The sequence below is a fragment of the Xenorhabdus stockiae genome (assembly GCF_002632825.1).
In the GTDB taxonomy this organism is placed as follows: domain Bacteria; phylum Pseudomonadota; class Gammaproteobacteria; order Enterobacterales; family Enterobacteriaceae; genus Xenorhabdus; species Xenorhabdus stockiae.
The window spans coordinates 12,545-36,143 of record NZ_NJAJ01000004.1; the positions used below are offsets into that span (position 1 = coordinate 12,545).

21 protein-coding genes are annotated in these 23,599 nt (G+C 43.0%); 3 read left to right on the plus strand and 18 right to left on the minus strand.

Translation table 11 applies throughout. From position 1 onward, the window contains the following. Positions 1 to 29: 29 nt before the first annotated feature. Together phoQ and Xsto_RS02235 are read left to right on the plus strand one after the other, a co-directional pair. Entirely contained in the window at positions 30 to 1,439 is a 1,410-nt protein-coding gene (gene phoQ, locus Xsto_RS02230) for a two-component system sensor histidine kinase PhoQ (RefSeq protein ID WP_422646208.1), read from the plus strand. Positions 1,440 to 1,621: 182 nt separating this feature from the next. Next, positions 1,622 to 2,743 carry a ribosomal protein uL16 3-hydroxylase gene (locus tag Xsto_RS02235; protein ID WP_099123975.1) on the plus strand — a complete coding sequence of 374 codons (1,122 nt, stop codon included), beginning with the start codon at positions 1,622 to 1,624 and terminating at the stop codon, positions 2,741 to 2,743. A 99-nt stretch (positions 2,744 to 2,842) separates the two neighbouring features. Here the strand turns inward: Xsto_RS02235 and cobB are convergent, their stop codons facing one another. The 4 genes from cobB to lolC form a co-directional block, all read right to left on the minus strand. After that, the gene (gene cobB / locus Xsto_RS02240; protein WP_099110939.1) at positions 2,843 to 3,664 is read right to left on the minus strand and encodes a Sir2 family NAD+-dependent deacetylase; all 822 of its coding nucleotides are present in this window, start codon (positions 3,662 to 3,664) and stop codon (positions 2,843 to 2,845) included. A gap of 278 nt (positions 3,665 to 3,942) precedes the next feature. Next, on the minus strand, positions 3,943 to 5,190 hold the full coding sequence (gene lolE, locus Xsto_RS02245; RefSeq protein ID WP_099123976.1) for a lipoprotein-releasing ABC transporter permease subunit LolE: 1,248 nt from the start codon (positions 5,188 to 5,190) through the stop codon (positions 3,943 to 3,945). After that, positions 5,190 to 5,906, minus strand: coding sequence for a lipoprotein-releasing ABC transporter ATP-binding protein LolD (lolD, locus tag Xsto_RS02250; RefSeq protein ID WP_099110941.1), 717 nt, complete (start codon positions 5,904 to 5,906; stop codon positions 5,190 to 5,192). The genes lolE and lolD overlap by 1 nt, the downstream gene beginning before the upstream one ends. Then, on the minus strand, positions 5,899 to 7,101 hold the full coding sequence (lolC, locus tag Xsto_RS02255) for a lipoprotein-releasing ABC transporter permease subunit LolC (RefSeq protein ID WP_099123977.1): 1,203 nt from the start codon (positions 7,099 to 7,101) through the stop codon (positions 5,899 to 5,901). Before lolC ends, lolD begins: the two co-directional genes overlap by 8 nt. 418 nt (positions 7,102 to 7,519) lie before the next feature. Between lolC and mfd the strand changes: the two genes are divergently transcribed. Continuing rightward, a complete protein-coding gene (mfd, locus tag Xsto_RS02260; protein WP_099123978.1) occupies positions 7,520 to 10,960 on the plus strand; it encodes a transcription-repair coupling factor in 3,441 nt (1,146 codons plus the stop codon). 115 nt (positions 10,961 to 11,075) lie between these two features. Here the strand turns inward: mfd and umoD are convergent, their stop codons facing one another. The 14 genes from umoD to fabG form a co-directional block, all read right to left on the minus strand. Then, positions 11,076 to 11,567, minus strand: coding sequence for a UmoD family flagellar biogenesis regulator (gene umoD / locus Xsto_RS22445; protein WP_339955570.1), 492 nt, complete (start codon positions 11,565 to 11,567; stop codon positions 11,076 to 11,078). Positions 11,568 to 11,978: 411 nt separating this feature from the next. Next, entirely contained in the window at positions 11,979 to 13,283 is a 1,305-nt protein-coding gene (locus Xsto_RS02270) for an NAD(P)/FAD-dependent oxidoreductase (RefSeq protein ID WP_099123979.1), read from the minus strand. A gap of 414 nt (positions 13,284 to 13,697) precedes the next feature. After that, on the minus strand, positions 13,698 to 14,717 hold the full coding sequence (nagZ, locus tag Xsto_RS02275) for a beta-N-acetylhexosaminidase (protein WP_099110946.1): 1,020 nt from the start codon (positions 14,715 to 14,717) through the stop codon (positions 13,698 to 13,700). Positions 14,718 to 14,784: 67 nt separating this feature from the next. Next, on the minus strand, positions 14,785 to 15,615 hold the full coding sequence (locus tag Xsto_RS02280) for a phosphotransferase (protein WP_099123980.1): 831 nt from the start codon (positions 15,613 to 15,615) through the stop codon (positions 14,785 to 14,787). Positions 15,616 to 15,634: 19 nt separating this feature from the next. Then, complete coding sequence (gene lpoB, locus Xsto_RS02285; RefSeq protein WP_099123981.1) at positions 15,635 to 16,204, minus strand: penicillin-binding protein activator LpoB; 570 nt, start codon at positions 16,202 to 16,204, stop codon at positions 15,635 to 15,637. A 77-nt stretch (positions 16,205 to 16,281) separates the two neighbouring features. Beyond that, positions 16,282 to 16,632, minus strand: coding sequence for a purine nucleoside phosphoramidase (gene hinT / locus Xsto_RS02290; RefSeq protein WP_099110949.1), 351 nt, complete (start codon positions 16,630 to 16,632; stop codon positions 16,282 to 16,284). 31 nt (positions 16,633 to 16,663) lie between these two features. Next, complete coding sequence (locus Xsto_RS02295) at positions 16,664 to 17,440, minus strand: metal-dependent hydrolase (protein ID WP_099110950.1); 777 nt, start codon at positions 17,438 to 17,440, stop codon at positions 16,664 to 16,666. A 22-nt stretch (positions 17,441 to 17,462) separates the two neighbouring features. Beyond that, the gene (holB, locus tag Xsto_RS02300; RefSeq protein WP_099110951.1) at positions 17,463 to 18,452 is read right to left on the minus strand and encodes a DNA polymerase III subunit delta'; all 990 of its coding nucleotides are present in this window, start codon (positions 18,450 to 18,452) and stop codon (positions 17,463 to 17,465) included. Then, the gene (tmk, locus tag Xsto_RS02305) at positions 18,449 to 19,090 is read right to left on the minus strand and encodes a dTMP kinase (protein WP_099123982.1); all 642 of its coding nucleotides are present in this window, start codon (positions 19,088 to 19,090) and stop codon (positions 18,449 to 18,451) included. Before tmk ends, holB begins: the two co-directional genes overlap by 4 nt. Beyond that, the gene (gene mltG, locus Xsto_RS02310; RefSeq protein ID WP_099123983.1) at positions 19,087 to 20,112 is read right to left on the minus strand and encodes an endolytic transglycosylase MltG; all 1,026 of its coding nucleotides are present in this window, start codon (positions 20,110 to 20,112) and stop codon (positions 19,087 to 19,089) included. The genes tmk and mltG overlap by 4 nt, the downstream gene beginning before the upstream one ends. Before the next feature lie 66 nt (positions 20,113 to 20,178). Beyond that, a complete protein-coding gene (pabC, locus tag Xsto_RS02315; RefSeq protein ID WP_099110954.1) occupies positions 20,179 to 21,006 on the minus strand; it encodes an aminodeoxychorismate lyase in 828 nt (275 codons plus the stop codon). 153 nt (positions 21,007 to 21,159) lie between these two features. Next, positions 21,160 to 22,401 (minus strand): beta-ketoacyl-ACP synthase II, encoded by a 1,242-nt coding sequence (gene fabF / locus Xsto_RS02320; RefSeq protein WP_099123984.1) that lies wholly within the window; start codon positions 22,399 to 22,401, stop codon positions 21,160 to 21,162. Between the two features lie 74 nt (positions 22,402 to 22,475). After that, on the minus strand, positions 22,476 to 22,712 hold the full coding sequence (gene acpP / locus Xsto_RS02325) for an acyl carrier protein (protein ID WP_099110956.1): 237 nt from the start codon (positions 22,710 to 22,712) through the stop codon (positions 22,476 to 22,478). Positions 22,713 to 22,864: 152 nt separating this feature from the next. Then, on the minus strand, positions 22,865 to 23,599 hold the full coding sequence (gene fabG, locus Xsto_RS02330) for a 3-oxoacyl-ACP reductase FabG (RefSeq protein WP_099110957.1): 735 nt from the start codon (positions 23,597 to 23,599) through the stop codon (positions 22,865 to 22,867).

A 23,599-nucleotide genomic window follows, 5' to 3' on the forward strand; every position in this document is an offset into this window, starting at 1 on the left:
ATCTCTTCTCCCTGAGAGCACGATTTCTCATGGCGGCGACTGTCATTATTCTTGCTTTGACTCTACCCTATGGCGTAGTCGCAATTGTTGGCTATTTGATGCGCCTTGATAATGATACTTATGCAATACTTAGTACTCAGAGTAATTTATTTTACTCACTTGCTAGTTGGAAAGAAAATAAATTATCAGTTCATCTTCCCGATAATTTTCACATGGGAAATCGCTCATTAACTCTGATTTATAACGATAAAAACGATATCCTCTGGCGTCAGAATAATGTACCAGAACTTGAAGAAAAAATTCATCCTAATTGGCTGAAAAAAAACGGCTTATATGAATTAGAAACTTATTATCCCCATATGCATTCTCAGCTATATTCTGAGTCACAGGGGCAATATCCGGCTAATAATAAAACTGACACTAATCTCAATGCTGATAAAGTACTACTGATTTACTCTGTAGCCGTCAAGATTTATCCGGCAAAGGATAAACTTCCTGCATTAACCATTGTAGTTATCAATACCATACCTCAAAATATTCAACCGTCAGAAAAAATTTGGGAATGGTTCGGGTATGTATTAATAGCCAATCTGATTTTAATTATTCCATTAATCTGGCTTGCTGCGGACTGGAGTTTGCGCCCGATTAAATCACTCATCACTCAGATACGCTCCCTGGAAAAAGGTGAACGGCAAGAATTAGATGAAAATCCACCAGCTGAATTAAAAGGCCTGATTAAGAACCTGAATGCCTTACTGGATAATGAGCGCCAACGCTATAAAAAATATCGAACAACATTATCAGATCTGACACATAGCCTGAAAACTCCTCTGGCCGTGCTTCAATCTACGCTGCGCTCTCTACGCTCAAATAAGCAAATGACCATTAAGCAGGCTGAACCCGTCATGCTTGAACAAATTGACAGAATTTCTCAACAAATCGGTTATTATTTACATCGGGCCAATATATACAACGATCATAACCTCATTCTGAAAAAAATATTTTCCGTCCCAATTCTGCTTGATAGCCTGACCAATGCACTGATAAAAGTTTATCAACACAAAGGGATCAATGTTACCTTAGATATTTCGCCTGAATTAACCTGGCTGGGTGAAAAGAATGATTTTCTGGAAGTAATGGGGAATATTCTGGAGAATGCCTGTAAATACTGTCTGGAGTTTGTTCATGTTACTGCCATGATGGGTGAGAATTTCCTCACCATCATTGTTGATGATGACGGCCCCGGTGTTCCCCCCAATAAACGCCATATCGTTTTCGAACGCGGGTTAAGAGCCGATACACTGCGTCCGGGGCAAGGTTTGGGATTGTCGATCGCCTCTGAAATTGTAGAACAATATGACGGTAATATCAGCATCGATAATAGCCATCTGGGAGGCGCAAAAGTCAGTGTGACTTTCCGCAACCAACAAATCACCTAAAATCTGTATCAACAGCTTACCCTCTCTTCTGAATACAAAATAGCTATCACTTAATCGGCAACAGGAATACTCGCAATAAATACAGAATGCGAGCGGCCTCGAAATATTTCACCCGAATCTGATAACTCTATTGACTATCCGTTATAATGACCTGAAATTTTCTTGTCACTCAGGATATCACCATGAATTATCAGCTGAATCTGGATTGGCAGGCGTTCTTGCAGAATCACTGGCAAAAACGTCCATTGCTAATCAAACAGGGTTTCCAGCAATTTACCGACCCACTTTCTCCCGATGAGCTGGCGGGACTGGCAATGGAAAATGAAATTGACAGTCGTTTAGTCAGCCATAAAAAAGAACGCTGGGAAGTTTCTCATGGGCCATTTGAAAGTTACGATCATTTAGGCGACCAAAACTGGTCATTACTCGTACAAGCTGTTAACCACTGGCATCACCCCTCTTCTGCCCTTATGAAGCCATTCCGTGTGCTTTCAGACTGGAGAATGGATGATTTGATGGTTTCTTTCTCCGTTCCGGGGGGTGGTGTCGGTCCGCATCTTGATCAATATGATGTCTTTATTATTCAAGGAGAAGGACGCAGACGCTGGCGTGTAGGGGACAAGATCCCAATGAAACAGCATTGTCCTCATCCTGACTTATTACAGGTTGAGCCCTTCGAAGCCATTATTGATGAAGAGATGCTACCCGGAGACATTCTCTATATTCCACCCGGTTTTCCACATGAAGGATATGCCATTGAACCATCACTGAATTATTCAGTCGGTTTCCGTGCGCCGAATGCCCGTGAGCTGTTCAGTGGTTTTGCTGATTATGTTCTGGCAAATGAATTGGGTAGCCATCGTTACAGTGATCCTGATTTGGCATTCCGTGATAATCCTGCACTGATCCAGACAAACGAGCTGGCGACTCTGCGTACCATGATGCAGGATTTACTGGAACAGCCGGAAACGTTCCAGAACTGGTTTGGGGAATTTATCTCTCAGTCACGTCATGAGCTGGATATCGCGCCACCAGAACCGCCATATGAAAGTGATGAGATTTATGATCTGCTCAAACAGGGTGAAAGCCTGAATCGTTTGAATGGACTACGTGTATTGCGTGTGGGGGATAATTGCTTCGTCAATGGCGAATTAATGGATACATCTCATTTGCAGGCAGCTGATGCACTTTGCCAGTATGATACTGTCAATGCTGATATTTTGGGTGATGCTCTTGATGATGTGCGGTTTATCAGTCTGCTTACTGCTCTGGTGAACAGTGGTTATTGGTATTTTAATGATTAACCACCGCACAGCTGAATACGACAGGTTTTAAACCCTATTCCGGAAAACCTGAATGTTTGCCCCAGTTATATAACTGACAACGTAGCTGGGGCAAATCTCTCATTCAGACATCTGATGAAGCAATGACTGAACATATTGATTAACTATTTGGCTAGCGTTGCCATAATGCTTTTCATCAAACATGCTCTCAACCTGGCTGGGTTCCAGATTAAGCTCCACAGTATGAGCACCCGATAATTTCGCTTCATGTACAAACCCCGCTGCAGGATACACATGACCGGAAGTGCCAATGGCAATAAAAATATCCGCCTCAGATAAAGCAGAATAAATTTGTTCCATCCCCAAAGGCATTTCGCCAAACCACACAACGTGAGGGCGCAGTAACGAAGGAAACTGACAACAGTGACAGCGATCATCTATTGTCAGGTGAGATGTCCATTCAATAACCTGACCGGACTGGCAGCAGCGCACCTTCAGTAGTTCGCCATGCATATGGAGAACACGCTTGCTCCCCGCACGCTCATGCAGATTATCAATATTCTGTGTGACCAGCAGAAAATTATCGCCAATTTGTTGTTCAAGTTCGGCTAAAGCATAGTGTGCGGCGTTGGGCTTTATTTCCGCCTGCTGTAGATGCTCTCTTCGCGCATTATAGAATGCCTGAACTAATTCAGGGTCACGTTTGAATCCTTCCGGTGTCGCAATATCTTCAACACGATGTTCTTCCCATAGCCCATCAGAAGAACGAAACGTTCTAATTCCCGATTCAGCGGAAATACCCGCTCCGGTCAGTACTACCACATGGGGTTTCTTTATTTTATTTGCCACACGGATATCCCTGTAAAAAATTTGCTGATGAAACCTCTGATTTCGTAGTCGCCTACTCTTACGGAATTTACTGAGCCGATGAATAACACGCATTTATACGTCTCCGCAAAATAATCCTTTCATACACTTCGTCTTTCAAGTTGCCTCTTTGTTGGCTGCGTTCTTTCCCCCGGCCACACTGTTGTCTATGTTCTCGGGGGATTACTCACTAGTCACCACGAGGTAACTTGAAATTCATAGGGTATAGAACTATTTCCTCAGTTTCTGTTCAATTACCACGACTTTATTCATGGTGTGTTCAGCTCATCGCTTCTACTCAGTTCACTCCGTAAGATAGCGCGCTTAAGTGATATAGTGAATACTCTGGAATATCATTGACCACTCAAAATCCGCGCTGGATCAAGTTTACTGGCCCGACGAGCTGGATACCAACTGGCTAATAAGCTCAGGATCAGTGCCGTTAATAAAACATAGAAAATATCCATGGTATGTAATTCTGACGGCAGAAAATCAATGAAATAGATATCACCGGAGAGAAATTGATGCCCGGACAGCTTCTCTATCCATTTAATAATAGCTGTCAAATTAAGCGCCATGAAAATTCCGACAATAGCGCCAATAATACTGCCAACCATTCCGGTCAATAATCCATACCACAAGAAAATTGACCTGATATGACCATCTTTAGCCCCCAGTGTACGCAAAATAGCAATATCACTGCTCTTATCTTTGACCGCCATAATCAGTGTTGAAACGATATTAAAACAGGCAACCCCAATGACTAAAATCATGGCTAAGTACATGATACCCCGTATCATCTGGATATCATTGTACATATAACCGTAGTCTTTCAGCCATGTACTGATATAGACATACCTGCCTGTTGCATTACCGGCGGCTATAACCCGCTTCTCTGCTGCAAAAACATCGTCTGCTTTAATAGCAACGCCGGTAATAGCATCGCCATAATCCAGATACTGTTGTGCATCAGATAACGGAACCAAAGCCAGACGATGATCCAACATGCCACTTAACTGAAAAATACCGGTAACTTGTAAACGTATTCGTTTAGGCTGTAATAATTTCAGGCTTGGATCGCTGTTTGGGATCATCACTGTCAGCCAATCACCCTGTTTCACATTCAGTGAATTTGCAACTCCCTGCCCCAGAATGACCTGATTTTTTCCTGCCTGAAATGTCTGCCATGCACCGTCACGGACAAACTTATATAAGGTGCTGACTTCGGCTTCAGTCTCAGGATCAACACCACGAACCTGGACAGCATGAAGTTTATCTCCTCGCTCCATCAGACCTGTAAATTCAATATAAGGAGAAGCCCCTGCAATGCCGGGGGTATGTCTGATTTGTTTAAGCGCTGATTTCCAATGCTGGAAAGGCTGTTCTACCGTATAAATCTGACCATGAGGAACAACAGAAAGTATCCGGTTTTTAAGTTCGCGCTCAAAGCCATTCATTGCACTCAAGCCGATGATCAGCACAGCAACACCCAGCATGATCCCCAGTGTTGAAATGACTGAAACTAAAGAAACCATTCCCGCGCGGCGGCGCCCTTGACTGAAGCGTATTGCAGTGAGTAATGCAAGAGGCAGATTTGCCATTACACTCCCCCCGTCAGGGTTAATTCATCCTGTAAATACCCATCACGCATTTCCACCTGACGCGCCAGCCTGTCAGCCAGTTTAAGATCATGAGTCACAACCAAAAATGCCGTGCCTTGCTGTTGATTCAGGTTCTTCAACAGCTCAAAAATGCTGTCAGCGTTACGTTGGTCAAGATTACCTGTCGGCTCATCTGCCAATACCAGTGAAGGTTCGTTCACCAGTGCACGAGCAATAGCAACCCGTTGGCGTTCACCTCCTGATAATTCAGAAGGCCGATGGTGTGCCCGCTTTTCCAACCCGACTGCCGCCAACATATCCCGTGCTTTTTGTTCAGCCTGCTTCTTCCCCCCAAGCAACCTTTTACTGCCGATCAATAGTGGCATAGCAACATTTTCTAATGCATTAAAATCAGGCAGCAGATGGTGAAACTGGTAAATAAAACCAATTTCTCTGTTTCGTAATTCTGCCCGCCCGGAAGCAGACATATTATTAAGTGATTCCCCCTTGAAAATCACTTCACCGGAGGTCGGTGAATCCAACCCTCCTAATAAGTGCAACAGAGTACTTTTACCTGAACCGGAACTACCGACAATCGCCATCATTTCTCCTTGCTGCATGGAAAATGTGACATTTTTTAATACCTCAGTGGAAACCTGCCCTTCCTGATATTTTTTATACAAATGATGGCATAGCAATAAAGGTTGATTACTCATAACGTAAAGCCTCAGCAGGTTGAGTGGCAGCAGCGCGCCAGGAAGGATACAAAGTGGATAATAGAGAGATTAACATGGCACTGACGGCAATAATCGCCACCTGAGCAGGCTCAATGGCAACAGGTAATTGAATACCTTCTGTCAGCAGGCCGATAACAGGCATTAATTTATTCAGTTGACTAGAAAGCAGTATTCCTAACCCCGTTCCCAATAAAGCACCAATGATGCCTGCTCCGGCTCCCTGAATCATGAAAATGGTCATCACTTGCCGACGGGTTAACCCTTGTGTCTGCAAAATAGCAATCTCACCCTGTTTTTCCATCACTAATAAAGAAAGAGAAGTGATAATATTGAAAGCAGCAACTGCGATGATTAGGCTAAGCAATAACCCCATCATATTTTTTTCCATACGTACTGCCTGAAAAAACTCCCCCTTACGTTCACGCCAGTCTTTCCAGACCAAGCCTTTTGGCAGCGGCTGCTGACTTAATTCATCTACTTTTAATGGTTCAGTGAGAAATAAACGCCAGCCAGTAATATTGTTAATGGGATAGCGTAAAAGTCGGGCGGCATCTTGCTGATTAACCAGCATTTCAGTGTCATCAACTTCACTGTTGGCAAAAAATGTCCCGGCTACTGTAAATAAACGCTGGCTGGGTATCCTGCCCATTGGGGTAAGCTGGCTGGCACTCGGAACGATAATGCGGATCTGATCGCCTCGCCTGACACCCAGTCTTGCTGCCAGTTTTTCACCTAAAATCACAAAATAGCGACCGGGCTGCAATTGGCTCTGATCAACATTGACGGTATATTCCGCCAACGGTGTATATTCATCCGGCTTAATACCCAACATAACTCCGACTCCCACATTATGGGCACTTTGCAGTACAACATCTCCCTGAACAACCGGCTCAATACGGGTGACATCTTTTAAACCAGAAAGCTGACTTTTCGGATGCTCGGCAGGATTAATTGACCCCTTTTCTGAAGTAATAATGACATGAGGCATAAAGCCCAGAATACTGGCCTCCAGTGAACGTTCAAAACCGTTCATGACTGATAACACAGTAATTAATGCAGCCACCCCTAATGTAATACCAATGGCTGAAAGCCAGGAAACAAAGCGGCCAAATTTATCAACCGCCCGCCCGCGCATATAGCGCAATCCGATAAATAATGAAACAGACTGAAACATAGGATCCGCCGTATCAAAGGGGGTTATTTGAATGCATTAAATTAATGAAAAAGATCATATTTTATCTCTGTTTTTGCATATGTATTTTATAAAAAATTCAATCTATATCGTTCACTTATTACATATTATCACTGTTTAATTAAGTTTTGATTAGCACCTTCGAAATTGAAGATAAAAAAGCCCTGTTGTTAACACGAGCTAATATACCACCTCAGGCCAGACAGCAAATCTGTTACTCAGCTGTTGCCAAAGCAATGTGTTCAGGGATAATAAAGAGCAGCTGTACTATATGATGGAGCCATTCACATTCCGGTTCTGTTTTTACTTCTCTCAACCTGCCAGCGTATTTATTGTAAAGGTTACTGGGTTAAATATGTGTTGGGAATGGACTGAATCTTAGAGAACACATCAAACGCTTATGTCCGCAAAATATCGTTATCAACTTCCTGAACGTCGCGGTGATATCCGCCAGTTAGGCCATCTGATCGGTGCTGCTTGTGCCATTGAATGTGCTGAAATCATTGAACGTCACTCCGGCCCTGTATTATTAGTCACAAAAGATATGCAGAACACTTTACGGCTGCGTGATGAAATTCCACAATTTACCCGTACTTCAATAAACATGTTGTCAGATTGGGAAACTCTACCTTACGATAGTTTTTCCCCTCATCAGGAAATCATTTCAAATCGTTTATCTACCCTGTATCAGCTACCTTTTATGACAGAAGGGGCACTTATTCTGCCTGTTAATACATTGATGCAGCGTGTTTGCCCTCACGAGTACCTTCAGGGGCATGCTCTAATCATGCATAAAGGGCAACGTATTTCGCGTGATAAATTACGGGCAAATCTGGAACAGGCCGGTTATCGTAGTGTTGAGCAAGTGCTTGAACATGGTGAATTTGCCACACGCGGTGCCTTATTCGATCTATTTCCTATGGGAAGCGAACACCCTTACCGCATCGATTTTTTTGATGATGAAATCGACAGCCTGCGTACTTTTGATGTGGATAGCCAACGAACGCTGGAGGAAGTGGAGAAAATCAGTTTACTGCCGGCCCATGAGTTTCCGACAGATAAAGAAGCCATTGAATTATTCCGCAGCCAATGGCGTGAAAAGTTTGATGTCCGGCGGGATGCTGAACACATTTATCAGCAGGTCAGTAAAAAAATGTTACCCGCAGGCATTGAGTACTGGCAGCCATTATTCTTTGAACAGCCTTTATCCACACTATTTGATTATCTGCCTGAAAATACGCTGATTATTGTACAGGATTTGATGAACACGGCAGAACGTTTCTGGCAAGATACCGATCAGCGTTTTGAGAGCCGTAAAGTTGACCCGATGCGGCCATTACTTCCTCCCGACCAAATTTGGCTTCCCGTTGACAGTCTTTTCGCTGAGCTGAAAAAATGGCCCCGCGTCCAAATTAAAAATGAAGAGTTACCCAAGAAAGCCGGAAATATCAATCTTGCTTATCAGCCTTTACCGGATATCTCCGTTGCCGCCCATCATAAAGCGCCTTTAGATAAAGTACGCCGCTTTATCGAGCAGTTCAGTGGCAAGGTCATTTTTTCAGTGGAAAGTGAAGGACGTCGGGAATCAGTCAATGAGTTATTGTCTCGGATAAAAATTCATCCGGTCACAATACATCAGCTGGAAGATGCTAAAGAGGCAGGATGCTTTTTAATGGTGGGCAGCGCAGAACAGGGTTTTATAGATGAAGAGAAAAAACTCGCCTTCATTTGTGAAAGCGACATGCTTGGTGAACGTGTCAGCCGCCGCCGTCAGGATAACCGACGCACAATTAATACCGATACCCTGATCCGTAACCTCGCCGAAATCCGCCCCGGTCAGCCCGTCGTACATCTTGAACATGGTGTTGGACGCTATCAGGGGCTAACAACACTGGAGGCAGGGGGCATTAAGGCTGAATATCTCATTCTGACTTATGCCGGAGAGGACAAGCTGTATGTACCGGTTTCATCTCTGCATTTAATCAGCCGCTACGCCGGAGGAGCAGAGGAAAGCGCACCACTGCACAAACTGGGTGGTGAAGCATGGAATAAAGCTCGTCAGAAAGCGGCAGAAAAAGTCCGTGATATTGCCGCTGAATTACTGGATATCTACGCCCAGCGAGCCATTAAACCGGGTTTTGCGTTTAAGCACGATCGGGAACAATATCAATTGTTCTGCCAAAATTTCCCATTCGATACAACACCCGATCAGGAACAGGCCATTAATGCGGTACTGAGCGATATGTGCCAGCCAATTGCGATGGACAGACTGGTATGTGGTGATGTCGGCTTCGGTAAGACGGAAGTCGCAATGCGAGCTGCTTTTACTGCTATCAACAATAATAAGCAAGTCGCTGTTTTAGTCCCAACGACTCTGTTAGCCCAACAACACTATGATAATTTCCGCGATCGTTTTGCGAACTGGCCTGTACACATTGAGGTGATGTCACGGTTCCGCAGTGCCAAAGAGCAACAGCAAGTTATAGATATGGCAGCAGAAGGGAAAGTCGATATCATCATCGGTACGCATAAGCTGTTGCAAAGTGATCTGCGCTGGAAGGATTTGGGTTTATTAGTTGTGGATGAAGAACACCGTTTCGGTGTCCGCCATAAAGAGCGAATCAAAGCTATCCGTGCCGATGTTGATGTCCTGACCATGACAGCAACTCCTATTCCCCGAACGCTTAATATGGCAATGAGCGGAATGCGCGATCTGTCGATTATTGCGACTCCCCCTGCTCGTCGGCTGGCAGTAAAAACCTTTGTACGTGAATATGACAGCTTAGTCGTTCGTGAATCTATTCTGCGTGAAATCTTACGTGGTGGTCAGGTTTATTATCTCTATAACGATGTCGAAAATATTGAAAAAGCAAAAAGCCGGCTGGAAGAATTAGTGCCTGAAGCCAGAATGGTTATCGGTCACGGGCAAATGCGTGAACGTGACTTGGAGCGTGTCATGACGGATTTCCATCATCAGCGCTTTAATGTATTGATATGCACTACAATTATTGAAACCGGGATCGATATTCCGACAGCGAATACCATTATTATTGAACGGGCTGATCACTTCGGTCTGGCTCAGTTACATCAATTACGCGGGCGTGTCGGTCGATCTCATCATCAGGCATATGCGTATTTGTTAACTCCGCACCCGAAAGCTATGACCACGGATGCACAAAAGCGGCTGGAAGCGATTGCTTCACTTGAAGATCTGGGAGCAGGGTTTGCTCTGGCAACTCATGATTTGGAAATCCGAGGAGCTGGTGAACTTCTGGGTGAAGATCAAAGTGGTCAAATGGCCAGTATCGGTTTCACACTCTATATGGAGCTGCTGGAAAGTGCCGTTGATGCACTCAAAAACGGACGGGAACCCTCACTTGAGGATTTAACTAACAATCAAACCGAGATAGAACTGCGCATTCCAGTGCTTTTACCCGATGATTATATCCCGGATGTAAATACGCGTCTGTCTTTCTACAAGCGTATTGCCAGCGCTCAGAATGACAATGAACTGACAGAATTAAAAGTTGAGCTCATTGACAGGTTCGGTATGTTACCCGATCCGGGCAGGCATTTACTACAATCAGCCTCTATCCGCCTTACAGCTCAGAAGCTGGGGATAAAACGTATTGAAGCCCATGAAAAAGGCGGCTTTATTGAATTTAGTCAAAATAATAAAGTAGATCCCCACTATCTGATCAACTTATTGCAGACTCAGCCTAATATCTATCGGCTGGATGGACCTTCTAAACTGAAATTTATTAACGAGTTAACTGAAAGAACCGCACGCTTATCGTTTATTCAGTCATTATTGGAAGCATTTGAGCAACATCAGGTATAGCATCAATACTGTTGCTTTTAAATATCGTTAAAATATAAACAAATTTCATCTTATATACTTATCTCCGGGAATATAATAACTATGTGACCGGAGATATTTCATTTCTGGAGCACCTCTACAAATACGGTGCAAGGATCAGCTTCCCTTTTTCATTCAACGGGATCGATTGATCTGGTTTATGTATCACTCTTACCTTTCCCGGCTTATTATCAATAGCATAAATGACATCATACCCAATAATACGCGGCTCCCGGATTTTAAATGCAATGCAATGTTTTAACTCATAATAACTCAGTGCATAAGATTCTCTTGTTATATTTAATCTTTCTATGAAAGAAAACAGACTATTTTTACATGTAGATAAGCGGTTGCTTTCAGTATTGCCAAATATTTTAATAAATGGCACCAATGCCCCATTACAATAATATTTTTGTGCATAACCTATTGTTATGATAGGTTCTGAAGAAAGTACCTGAGCATATTTAGGCTGTGGTTTTTTAGAGAAAAATATTATAGCGATACCAACAGTAATAATAACAATCAGAGAGTAGAATCTGTACTGCCTTACCTTTAGCTTACTTGCATAACACGTTATTATATTTATAATTTTCCATACTCCTTACTTAAAAATATCCCTTAGTTATTTTCGGAAAATAAAAACGCACTCAACTCGTGATTAAAGAAATCTTAATTCACTGTATTTATGGAAATTTAAAATTAAGCAAATTTAGATCTTAAATTAATTTCATGCTTTCATTACATTAAATATCTTTATCATTACTAAACTAAATTTTTCCAATCCTAACAGATAAACATACATTTTTATGTCATGGTTACCTAGCTAAAATGAGTTTTATTACAACGATTAACCTGATTAAAAAATGGGAAGAAAACGAGTTATGATAAATAGAATGAAAAAATAGCGTAGTATTGAATAAAAATAATGAAAATTTAGCGGTTCATCTGAAATTTATTGAATATATCAATAATCAAATTCAGATGAACCACTCTGGTTGAATTAGTGCAATTTCAATCGTGGACGGATCACACGATTTATTCCACCAACCAACATCATTAGGCCTGTTTTAATATACCCATGCAATGCTACCTGATGCATACGGTATAAAGAGATATAAACGATACGGGCAATACGGCCTTCTACCATCATTGAGCCACGCATCAGGTTACCCATCAGGCTACCAACGGTACTGAATTTAGATAAAGAAACCAAAGAACCATGATCTTTATATTCATAATCTTTCAGCGGTTTTTCATTCAGTAAAGCCAGAATGTTGTCATAGCAGCGGCTCGCCATTTGGTGAGCAGACTGAGCGCGTGGAGGAACGAAACCTCCCTCTTTTTTTGGACAGGATGCACAGTCACCGATAGCAAAAATAGTCTCATCCAGTGTTGTCTGCAAAGTAGGCTTCACCACCAGCTGATTGATACGGTTTGTTTCCAGACCACCAATCTCTTTCATAAAATCTGGCGCTTTAATTCCGGCAGCCCAGACCATCAAAGAAGCTTTGATCTGCTCGCCATCTTTGGTATTCAGGCCATTTTCATCTGCACTGGTTACCATTGTCTTAGTTAAGACTTTAACACCCAGTTTAGTCAGCTCTTGGTGTGCAGCACCAGAAATACGTGGTGGCAAAGCTGGCAAAATACGTTCGCCAGCCTCGACCAAAGTCACATTCAGGGCATCTGTATTCAGGCTTTCAAAACCGTAACTATTTAGCTGTTTAACTGCATTGTATAGCTCAGCGGAAAGCTCAACACCTGTTGCACCACCACCAACAATCGCTATATTAACTTTCTCTTCCGGGCATTGATTCGCAGAATATTTCAGGAACAGGTTCAGCATTTCATTATGGAAACGATGTGCCTGCTGCGGATTATCAAGGAAAATGCAGTTTTCTCTTACACCAGCTGTACCAAAATCATTCGATTGGCTGCCTAATGCCATAACAAGAATGTCGTAAGTCAACTCACGCTCTGGTACTAACAAATCACTACTTTCATCACGAATTGCTGCCAGTGTGATTTTCTTTTCTTCACGATTGATATTTGTGAGTGTGCCTAATTGGAAGTTGAAGTAATGGTTACTTGCATGAGCAAGATAACTCAGTGCATCAACGCCATCATCAAGAGAACCTGTTGCTACTTCATGTAATAACGGTTTCCATAAATGGCTGTTGTTGCGATCCACCAAAGTTATTTCGGCTTTTTGCTTACGCCCTAATTTATGTCCCAAACGTGTTGCCAGTTCTAAACCGCCAGCACCCCCACCAATGATGACAATTCTTGTCTTTGGCGTTGTCATGACTACCCCACTGAAAATACAACTAATGTTATGTAAAGCGCTAAACGATCTTTTGAATAACGTTCTTAAATGACATCACTAATGATAAATTTCATACTGAAAATATTGCCAGAATATCACGGCTGGTCAGTCGGTCATACCAAAAATGGCCCCTGCTAAATTCTTTTGATTAATTAGACGCCAATCACAAAATTTACGTACTCAACTCTAATTAATCAGACTTAAATCTAGTTTATTAATACTTATAATTTACAATGTTAACATTATGTGATTAGCAGTGTTATTTAATGAAATACATGAAGAATATTGTTCTGAAATGGACAGCAAAAAGTAATAAATAAAAAGGGAATACAAAAAGACAGGATCATAATGTAACAATCCTGCCTTTCGTTTGACGCGATAAATCAGAAGTGATTAGCCACAACTTAACCAGTGCTCACATAAATTATTTAATTGCAAATTCGCCCGCTGCCAGCGCTCTGATTTTTTCAGTTCTTCCAGACTAAACGACCTTCCCTGATGATATAACCGTGCCACCTTATCTGAGTTAACTATCGGTAAATTATCTAATACGTTAGTCGCACCCTGACGGTTATTACACACCAGAATCATATCGCAGCCCGCATCCAGTGAGGCTTTTGCCCGATCAGCATAGCCACCCATAACAGCAGCCCCTTCCATAGATAAGTCATCTGAAAAAATAACACCATTAAATCCCAACTGCTGGCGTAAGACGTTTTTCAGCCAGTAAGGGGAAGCGCTTGCCGGACGATCATCAATCTGAGGATAGATAACATGTGCAGGCATAATTGCATCAAGTAAGTTACGCTGGATAAAATCGCGGAAGATCAGCATATCGTGACAGCTAATTGCATCCATTGAGCGATTATCTATTGGCGTTTCTTTGTGGGAATCCGCTATGACTGCACCATGGCCGGGAAAGTGTTTACCCGTCGATTTCATGCCAGCCGAATGCATTCCCCTGATAAATCGCTCTGCCATCACCATCGCAGGTTCAGGCTCTTCATGAAATGAGCGTTCACCAATCGCGGTACATTTATGGCCTAAATCCAGTACAGGAGCAAAACTGATATCAATGTCCATTGAAATCATCTCTGATGCCATCAGCCAACCCGATTCTTCGGCCAAATGCCCACCCATCAGTTCGTCATGCAAACAGGCAAAAGACTGAGCCGCAGGTAATCGTGTAAATCCTTCATGAAAACGCTGTACCCGTCCTCCTTCCTGATCAACGGCAATGACTAAACGATGACGGGAAGCTTCGCGGATTTGGCGCACCAAATCACGCAACTGCTGAGTATCATGGAAATTGCGGGTGAACAGGATCAAACCGCCCACTAATGGATGTTGCAGAATTTCACGCTCTTCACTATCCAGCTCATGACCAACAACATCTAACATTACCGGCCCCATAATATTCCTCACTTCTTATTAGTTATCTATTTATTGGTTACCATCTTATCAATTGCCGACCTTCGTGTTAAAACGTCAGCTTAAAATCCAGACGCAAAGGATAAGCCAGAGCTAAAAATTGCGGATCTTTTGTCTGCTGCCAGCGAACTTCATACCACATCAGCATCATGTATCTGACCCACGGTTTCCATTGCCTAATTTTTTGCTGTAATAAGACGATATCACTATATCCTGATGCGTCAGTACAATAATAATTCAAAAAAAATTTCTGCTGCATCTCATTCCATTGATTCCCTTCAAACAACCCCGCTAATGAAAAACCAATATCAACATCCGCCGCATATTCCCAGTCAATCAGTTTCAAACCTTCCGATGTCACAATCAGATTATCAGGGTGAATATCCATATGAGCAGGTGCTATTTTCAAAGGCGCGGGCATTTTCGCTGATATAAAGAATTTATGCAGCCGCAACCATCTGGAAGAAAGCCGCGAATTATCAATATATTGCCATTGGGAAGCTAATTGTTCTTTGAGTTGGAAGGCATACCCCAATGGCGTTTGGTTATGGAGAATGGCGATGGTATTTGCCAATGACTGTTGAAATGTGGGTAAACCGAATTCTTCTGCTGTGATCTTTGTGCCTTTCAGCCACTCCAGTAACAGCCAATCATCGTGCATTGCGATTACATCAGGCGCGATGCCGGTCAAAGATAATTTACGTAATATCCGCTGTTCCCGTTGGCGATTAACACCCAAAGCACCACTGTGCCATGTGTGTTTACGCCCTACCATCTGGCGTACACCATCCGTGATATAGTGGCTTCCCTGAGTCAGCCCTGTTAATGGCCTGATCTCCCAGTTTTCTGCTGGAATGTCAGGCCACTTCTGACGCAACATTCCAGATAGAACTTCACTATTAGTTGATATCACTGCTACCAGACCAGAGTATTTCACCCGTTTTGACCAGCATAAGCTGCATGTTTATCTTACGCTGTTGGGTATCACCAGAAGCCACGGAATAGATGACATAATCGGCATTCAAATAACGAGCCAAACCGATAGATTTGCTACGTGATGCCAGACTATCTTCTGATGACAGCCCCAGAGCCTGTCGGGCGTAATAAACCTGATTTTTCGGCACGACCTGAAAAACATGCGTCTTGCTGACCACATCAGTAATTGCGTCAGTTGCCTTAAGTGTTCTCAGTGAACCACTCGTATTATTTTTGACATTATCAACGAGCAGTATTTTTCCCGCTTCTACTCCATGTGCTTTAGCCATCTGGTCAACTAATGGCTGAACAATATTATTCCAGTTAATTGATTGTATCTTCGGCGGCTGAGGTACTTTCTGTAACGGCGGCTCAGTGGGTTCCGTTTTTTGCTCTGGTTCAGCAGGTGTAACAGGAGCAGGCGGTTGTGTGGATGTTAATGTACAACTCGCCAGCAACAGTGCTGATAATACAACCAAGAAAATTCTTTTCATTAATCTACTCCGGTTACAGCTGTCAGGATATCTTTCGTCTTACAAGTGACCGCATTAAAAAACGGCAGTGAGTAATCTTATTCTGCCAGTAACGGGCCTAGTGGATGCCCACCAACCAGATGCATATGGATATGAAAAACAACCTGTCCTGAATGACGGTTACAGTTCATGATGAGGCGATAGCCGTCTTCAGCAATCCCTTCCTGTTTTGCGATTTTTGCAGCAACCGTGAATAGGCGACCTAATGCAGCCTCATGCTCCGGCATAACATCATTAACCGTTGGGATCAGCACATTAGGAATAATCAGAATGTGAGTTGGTGCCTGAGGTGTAATATCTCTGAATGCGGTGACTAACTCATCTTGATATACGATATCAGATGGGATTTCACGACGGATGATTTTGCTAAAAATAGTTTCTTCTGCCATCTCATTTCTCCTTTATTATCATTTAATGTTCTTAAATGTCGATATGAAACAAATTACAAAAGTTCCTTGTTGTCACTTCGGCTAATTCTTCAAGACTGACGCCTTTCAATACTGCCATATACTCAGCAACATCACGTACATAAGCAGGCTGATTTTGCTTACCACGATGAGGAACCGGCGCCAGATAAGGTGAATCAGTCTCTACAAGAATACGATCAAGGGGAACAAACCTCGCTGCCTCACGAATTTGTTCGGCATTGCGGAATGTCACAATACCCGAAAACGAAATATAAAAGCCAAGATCCAGTAAATCCCTGGCTGTCTCTTTATCTTCAGTAAAACAATGCAAAACTCCGCCACAATCCTGCACTTTCTCTTCCCGCAGTACCATCAGGGTGTCATCTTTTGCATCACGGGTATGAACAATCACCGGCTTATTTAATTCGCGACCAATGCGGATATGCTGGCGAAATGAAGTTCTCTGTAATTCTGCGTTATCTTTCTGATAATAATAATCCAGCCCTGTTTCACCCATTGCGATAACATCATTATCTGCGGCTAAACGGGCAAGCTCATCAAAATCATATCCTTCATCCAGATTTAACGGATGAATACCGCAGGAATACGCAACGTTGTCACGTTTACCAATCAGGTTTTTCATATGCAGGAAGCCGGGTAATGTGGTCGCAACTGCCAGCATATACTTCACATCCCTTTCTGCGGCTTTCGCCACTACATCATCTACACTTTTATGCAGTGTTTCATAATCTAAACAATCGAGATGACAATGTGAATCAACTAAAAACATAATATGCCCATATTTAAATGTATTACCGAGTGGAGCAAAGCTGCCCTTCCCAATTGAGTAATTGTTCAGTTAATAACAATTCCCGATTGATGCCCGCTACGGATATTAATTGATGACGGCAGCGTATCCAATCATCAACTGTATTTAACAATTTTTCCACACTTTGGCTGGAGGCCAGATGGTGAATCAACATCTGCTGATCCTGATTGATACAGTAATTTTGCGCCTTCTGACGCCATTTTACCGCATCAGACAACAGGCTGATTAGCCAGTACAAAGACTGTTGTACATCATCACGATTCAACAATGGCAAAAGTGACAAGGTATCATATTTATGTAGTGCCTGCGTGATAGCCTGACAAAATACATTTCTCTGTTGCCATTTTTCAGTCTGGAGTAACTGTTTTGCCGCCAAAGGTGCTCCCTGAGACAGTTTCAGTGCTGTCTGAATATCCTGTGATGGTATCGTCGGGAGCTTTTTTTGCAGCCAATGCAAACCGGCCTTAGTTTCAGGAACCGGAAGATGATAGTAAAAACAACGGCTTCGCAGTGTTGCCAGTAAACTGGCAGGACGCTGACATCTCAATAGAAAATAGGTATTACCGGGCGGCTCTTCCAGAGTTTTTAACAACGCATTTGAGGCTGCATCAGTCAGTGATTCTGTTGAAGGTACCCACGCAATCTTGGCACCCCCCTGTTGAGAATACTCATAAAGCTTTTCGCTGAGCTGACGGACTGCATCTACACCAATTGTGCTTTTCCCTTTTTCCGGGGCGAGTACATGCCAATCAGAATGTGTTTCTGCCAACATCAAATGACAGCCGTGGCATTTACCGCAACTTTTTATTCCCTGTTTATTCTGACACATTAGCCAACGGCTTAATCCATAAAGCAGTGCATCTGCACCCATTCCTTCATGAGCATGGAGCAAAAGAGCGTGGTGACCACGCCCCTGTTGGTGGGATTCAATCAGCTGACGATATGCATGGTTAAGCCACGGATACCAATTCATGCATGTATTTCCTGTTTTTCCAGCCAATATTGCAGAGCCTGACGAATGTCATCCTGTACTTTTTCCAATGGCTGCGTTGCATCTATTTTTATGATGGATTTATCCTGTGCGACCAATTCAAGGTATCTTTTGCGGGTACGATGGAAAAAATCTAATGATTCTTTTTCAATACGATCCAGTTCACCGCGTTCGCGGGCACGCTGTAAGCCAACCTCTGGCGGTAAATCAAGATAAATAGTCAGATCAGGTGAAAAATCACCGAACGCTGCTTCACGTAGTGAAGCCAATAAATGTTGGTCAATGTTACGTCCGCCTCCCTGATATGCCTGAGATGACATATCATGGCGATCCCCAACAACCCAGCAACCTTTTGCCAGTGCAGGCTTGATGACATTCTCCACCAACTGAACCCGGGCAGCATAAAGCATCAGAACTTCTGCTTTATCCGTTAATATTTCACCTTCGATCCCTTGCTTGATCATCTGGCGTAATTTTTCCGCTAATGGTGTTCCACCCGGCTCACGGGTAAAAACAAGATCAGAAATCCCGGATTGTTTCAGTGTATCAGACACTGTCTGGATAGCCGTGGTTTTTCCTGCTCCTTCAAGCCCTTCAATAACAATAAATTTGCTGTTCATTTATCCTGCTTCAATCTCTGGCGATAAAGGCTTACCGCTCTATTATGCTCTATTAAATTTGTGGTAAAAGTATGGCCGCCATTACCATCTGCGACAAAATATAAATAGTTTGTTACCGCCGGATGAGCCGCTGCTTTAATTGATGCAAGACCCGGCATAGCAATCGGCGTCGGTGGTAGCCCTTCAATCATATAAGTGTTGTATGGCGTAAAGGTGCTCAGGCTGCTACGGAAAATAGTTCCGGTGTATTTATCCCCTAGCCCGTATATCACTGTCGGATCGGTCTGCAACCGCATCTTTAAACGCAGTCGATTGATAAATACAGAAGCCACTTTAGCGCGTTCAGCATCTACAGCAGTTTCCTTTTCGATGATGGAGGCCATAATTAGCATCTCATAAGAACTCTTATACGGTAGATTTTCAGCCCGGTTTTTCCATTCCTGATCGACAGCCATAACCATTTTTTGGTGGGCCCGCTTGAGTAAGTCTATATCGCTTGTACCTGCGGTATAGAGGTAAGTATCAGGATAGAACCATCCTTCCAATGGACTCTCTATTTTCATACCCAGCGATTCTGCCAGTTCTTGTGGCGTCTTATTTTCAGCCACATGTTTTAAGTATGGCGCATTCTGTAATATTTTTGACCAATCAGAAAGACGGCTGCCTTCAACAAAACGAATAGTAAACTGGACCTCTTTACCATTGGCAAACAATTGCAGAATTTCTCTTACTGACATATTTTTCTGTAATCGGTAAGTTCCTGCCTTAAATTTGATTAGCTCCGGTTCTAACCGGAAAAGCCACGGTAATAACCCGTTATCTTTGATTAAATTATGCTGAATCAACAACATTTCTAAGCCGATACGCCCCGTCCCAGCCGGTAAGGTAAATATCAGATCCTGAGCCAGATTCACCTTCTGAGCAGAAAAGTTTTCTACTTTTTTGATAAAAAAGAAAAATGCTATTGCTGCAACAAAAATAATTAATCCAGGTAGAATAAGAATGCGCTTTTTAAGTTTCATTCGGTTACCACTTTTATCTGCCTTTCAAGGGCTGGCTGAATCACTACCGTTTAATAATCCGCAGAATTACAGGCTTAAACATTCAGGTAATAAATACTCATATAACTCTCTGGATTGGTATTTCCATGCAGGCTGATTTTTATGTGCCTGAATCTGATTAACTGCCATAACAGGCATCAGTGAATTACAAATAATTACCTCATCAGCGTGCGCTAATGCTTCAGGATAACGCATGACACACGACAAATGGTAATCGCTACCTTCCAATAGCTGGATAATTTTCTGTCGCATAACCCCTTCCACACCACACTGGCTCAAATCCGGCGTATAGATATTTTTACCTCTCCGCCAGAATATATTAGCGCTACAACATTCAACTAATAAACCATCACTATCAAGCACCAGTGCTTCATCGATCTTTTCCTGATCAATAAACCGCTTTATCAGAACTTGTTCCAAACGGTTCAGATGCTTAATTCCCGCCAAATGAGGGTTAATTCCCATAGCAACAGGACTAAGCCCCAATACAACACCCGTTTTCCGTTGCCTGTAATATTGCTCTGGATAGGGGCTTAGTAAAAGGATCTGGTTTGGCCCATTAATACCATCACTGCTGTAACCGCGTCCGCCCGAACCTCTGGATAAGAGTACTTTCAAAACACCAGACTCACATCCTGTAACAACTTGTTTAATGTGGTTTTCCAGTTTTGCCCAATCCGGTAATGGCATAAACAGCCTTTCAACGCCTTTTTGTAATCGTTTCACATGAAAAGGCAAAAAAGCTGCCTGACCCTGCTCTACTCTGATTGTGGTAAAGCAGCCATCACCATATTGTACCGAGCGATCATTAACCGAGATTTGATCTTGCGGTTTGCCGTTAATCCAATACTTCATCTTACTTTCTGATTCTTAAATAAAAAGGTGTGAAAACCTCAGGTTATAAGGGGCGCTATCATAGTATATGAGCGGTAGCAGTGCAAAAATGTACATTCGTAGTATAAAAAAAGCCCCAACGTAAGTTGAGGCTTTTTATAGAAATAGGGTGTTTTAGATCTTACGGAAAATCAGTGAACCGTTAGTTCCACCGAAGCCGAAAGAGTTACACAACGCATATTCCATTCCCTCAACTTTACGTGCTTCGCCAGGCACAAAATCCAGGCGGCAATTTTCGTCCTGATTAACCAGGTTAATAGTTGGAGGAACAATCTGATCCTGCAAAGAAAGAACTGTGAAAATGGATTCCACAGCACCAGCTGCACCCAGCAGGTGACCTGTCATTGACTTGGTTGAACTCACTAATACTTTAGTGTCTTTACCAAAGACAGATTCCACAGCCAGAGCCTCAGCAAGATCTCCCGCCTGTGTTGAAGTCCCATGAGCATTAATGTAGCCCACTTGTTCTGAAGAAATGCCTGCATCTTTCAGAGCATTTTCCATAGCAAGTGCAGCCCCTGCTCCATCTTCAGGCGGAGATGTCATGTGATACGCATCACTACTCATACCAAAGCCAACGACTTCAGCATAAATTTTTGCGCTGCGTTTTTTGGCATGTTCATATTCTTCAAGAACAACAACACCAGCACCATCCCCCAGAACAAATCCATCACGATCTTTGTCCCAAGGACGGCTCGCGGTTTTAGGATCATCATTACGGGTCGACAGTGCACGGGCAGCACCAAACCCGGCAACACCAAATTCTGTACTTGCTTTTTCAGCACCACCTGCCAACATGATATCAGCATCATTATAAGCAATTATACGCGCTGCATGACCAATGTTGTGCACACCAGAAGTACAGGCTGTTGCAATAGAGATACTAGGACCACGAAGGCCGTATAGTATGCTCAGATGGCCAGCCACCATATTAATAATGGTTGAAGGTACAAAGAACGGACTGACTTTACGAGGACCAGCAGAAAGCAATGTTCTGTGGTTCTCTTCAATCAGGCCCAAACCACCAATACCAGAACCAATAGCAGCACCAAAGCGGCCAGCATTGGCTTCTGTTACTTCGATTCCTGCATCTTCAAAAGCTTGAACACCTGCAGCAATACCATACTGAATGAACAAATCCATTTTTCGTGCATCTTTGCGCGAAATATTGAAATCTTCATGATTAAAATTCTTCACCAAACCAGCAAACTTAGTTGCATGGTTAGCGGTGTCGAAATGTTCGATAAGGCCGATACCACTCTGTCCGGTACAAACAGCGTTCCAAGAAGACTCTACTGTATTGCCGACAGGAGATACCATGCCTAGTCCGGTCACGACTACTCGACGCTTAGACACGGTTATCCTCCAGGGAGGGAAAAAATGTAAGACAAAAAACATAGGCGGTCGAACGACCGCCTAGGTATATGTGCTTATTTACTTGCGTTTTCAACGTAGTCAATAGCAGCCTGAACTGTAGTGATTTTTTCAGCTTCTTCGTCTGGGATCTCAATATCGAACTCTTCTTCCAGAGCCATTACCAGTTCAACTGTGTCAAGAGAATCAGCGCCCAAGTCATCAACAAATGAAGCTGTGGTTACAACTTCTTCCTCTTTAACACCCAGTTGTTCAACGATGATTTTCTTAACGCGTTCTTCGATAGTGCTCATACTATTAAATTTCCTATCAAAACTCGCTTTCGCGATGGTTTTCGTAGTTTATAAAATACAGGAAAAGATGCAACCAAATCCCGGCTGGTCGAACCACTAACTGCTTATTTTATATAATAAATACATAAAAAAGCAGCAGGTTCGCTCATTTTTTAGATCATGTACATGCCACCATTGACATGTAATGTTTCACCCGTAATGTAAGCGGCCTCATCAGAAGCAAGAAACGCTACAGCACTGGCAATTTCCTTTGCATTACCGAGACGATTAGCAGGAACATCAGATAAAATGCCCGCTCGTTGTTCGTCTGTCAACGCTCTGGTCATATCGGTTTCGATAAAACCAGGAGCAATAACATTGACGGTAATGCCACGAGAAGCGACTTCACGAGCCAGTGATTTACTAAAACCAATAACTCCTGCTTTCGCTGCCGCGTAATTCGCCTGCCCTGCATTTCCCATTGTTCCAACAACAGACCCAATGGAGATAATACGCCCATAACGCTTTTTCATCATAGAGCGCATTACTGCTTTTGACAGACGAAAAATCGAAGAAAGATTAGTGTCAACAATACCTTGCCACTCATCATCTTTCATGCGCATCAACAAGTTGTCACGTGTGATGCCCGCATTATTAACCAGAATGTCTATTTCACCAAATTCAGCACGAATATTCGATAGTGCCTGTTCAATGGATTCTGAATCTGTGACATTCAGTACAAAACCTTTGCCTTTATCGCCCAGATAGGCGCTGATTGCCTCGGCTCCATTTTCGCTGGTCGCGGTACCAATGACGCGCGCGCCACGTTCAGCCAATAATTCTGCAATCGCTCGACCTATGCCACGGCTGGCACCAGTAACTAGTGCAATTTTTCCATCAAAGCCCAT

Coding starts and splice junctions, on each gene's coding strand:
- phoQ (WP_422646208.1), top strand. CDS start 30: ATGGCGGCGACTGTCATTATTCTTGCTTTGACTCTACCCTATGGCGTA.
- tmk (WP_099123982.1), bottom strand. CDS start 19,090: ATGAACAGCAAATTTATTGTTATTGAAGGGCTTGAAGGAGCAGGAAAA.
- lolC (WP_099123977.1), bottom strand. CDS start 7,101: ATGTTTCAGTCTGTTTCATTATTTATCGGATTGCGCTATATGCGCGGG.
- mfd (WP_099123978.1), top strand. CDS start 7,520: ATGTCCGCAAAATATCGTTATCAACTTCCTGAACGTCGCGGTGATATC.
- mltG (WP_099123983.1), bottom strand. CDS start 20,112: ATGAAACTTAAAAAGCGCATTCTTATTCTACCTGGATTAATTATTTTT.
- holB (WP_099110951.1), bottom strand. CDS start 18,452: ATGAATTGGTATCCGTGGCTTAACCATGCATATCGTCAGCTGATTGAA.
- acpP (WP_099110956.1), bottom strand. CDS start 22,712: ATGAGCACTATCGAAGAACGCGTTAAGAAAATCATCGTTGAACAACTG.
- lolD (WP_099110941.1), bottom strand. CDS start 5,906: ATGAGTAATCAACCTTTATTGCTATGCCATCATTTGTATAAAAAATAT.
- Xsto_RS02280 (WP_099123980.1), bottom strand. CDS start 15,615: ATGTTGCGTCAGAAGTGGCCTGACATTCCAGCAGAAAACTGGGAGATC.
- hinT (WP_099110949.1), bottom strand. CDS start 16,632: ATGGCAGAAGAAACTATTTTTAGCAAAATCATCCGTCGTGAAATCCCA.
- lpoB (WP_099123981.1), bottom strand. CDS start 16,204: ATGAAAAGAATTTTCTTGGTTGTATTATCAGCACTGTTGCTGGCGAGT.
- fabG (WP_099110957.1), bottom strand. CDS start 23,599: ATGGGCTTTGATGGAAAAATTGCACTAGTTACTGGTGCCAGCCGTGGC.
- lolE (WP_099123976.1), bottom strand. CDS start 5,190: ATGGCAAATCTGCCTCTTGCATTACTCACTGCAATACGCTTCAGTCAA.
- cobB (WP_099110939.1), bottom strand. CDS start 3,664: ATGCGTGTTATTCATCGGCTCAGTAAATTCCGTAAGAGTAGGCGACTA.
- Xsto_RS02270 (WP_099123979.1), bottom strand. CDS start 13,283: ATGACAACGCCAAAGACAAGAATTGTCATCATTGGTGGGGGTGCTGGC.
- Xsto_RS02295 (WP_099110950.1), bottom strand. CDS start 17,440: ATGTTTTTAGTTGATTCACATTGTCATCTCGATTGTTTAGATTATGAA.
- pabC (WP_099110954.1), bottom strand. CDS start 21,006: ATGAAGTATTGGATTAACGGCAAACCGCAAGATCAAATCTCGGTTAAT.
- nagZ (WP_099110946.1), bottom strand. CDS start 14,717: ATGGGGCCGGTAATGTTAGATGTTGTTGGTCATGAGCTGGATAGTGAA.
- Xsto_RS02235 (WP_099123975.1), top strand. CDS start 1,622: ATGAATTATCAGCTGAATCTGGATTGGCAGGCGTTCTTGCAGAATCAC.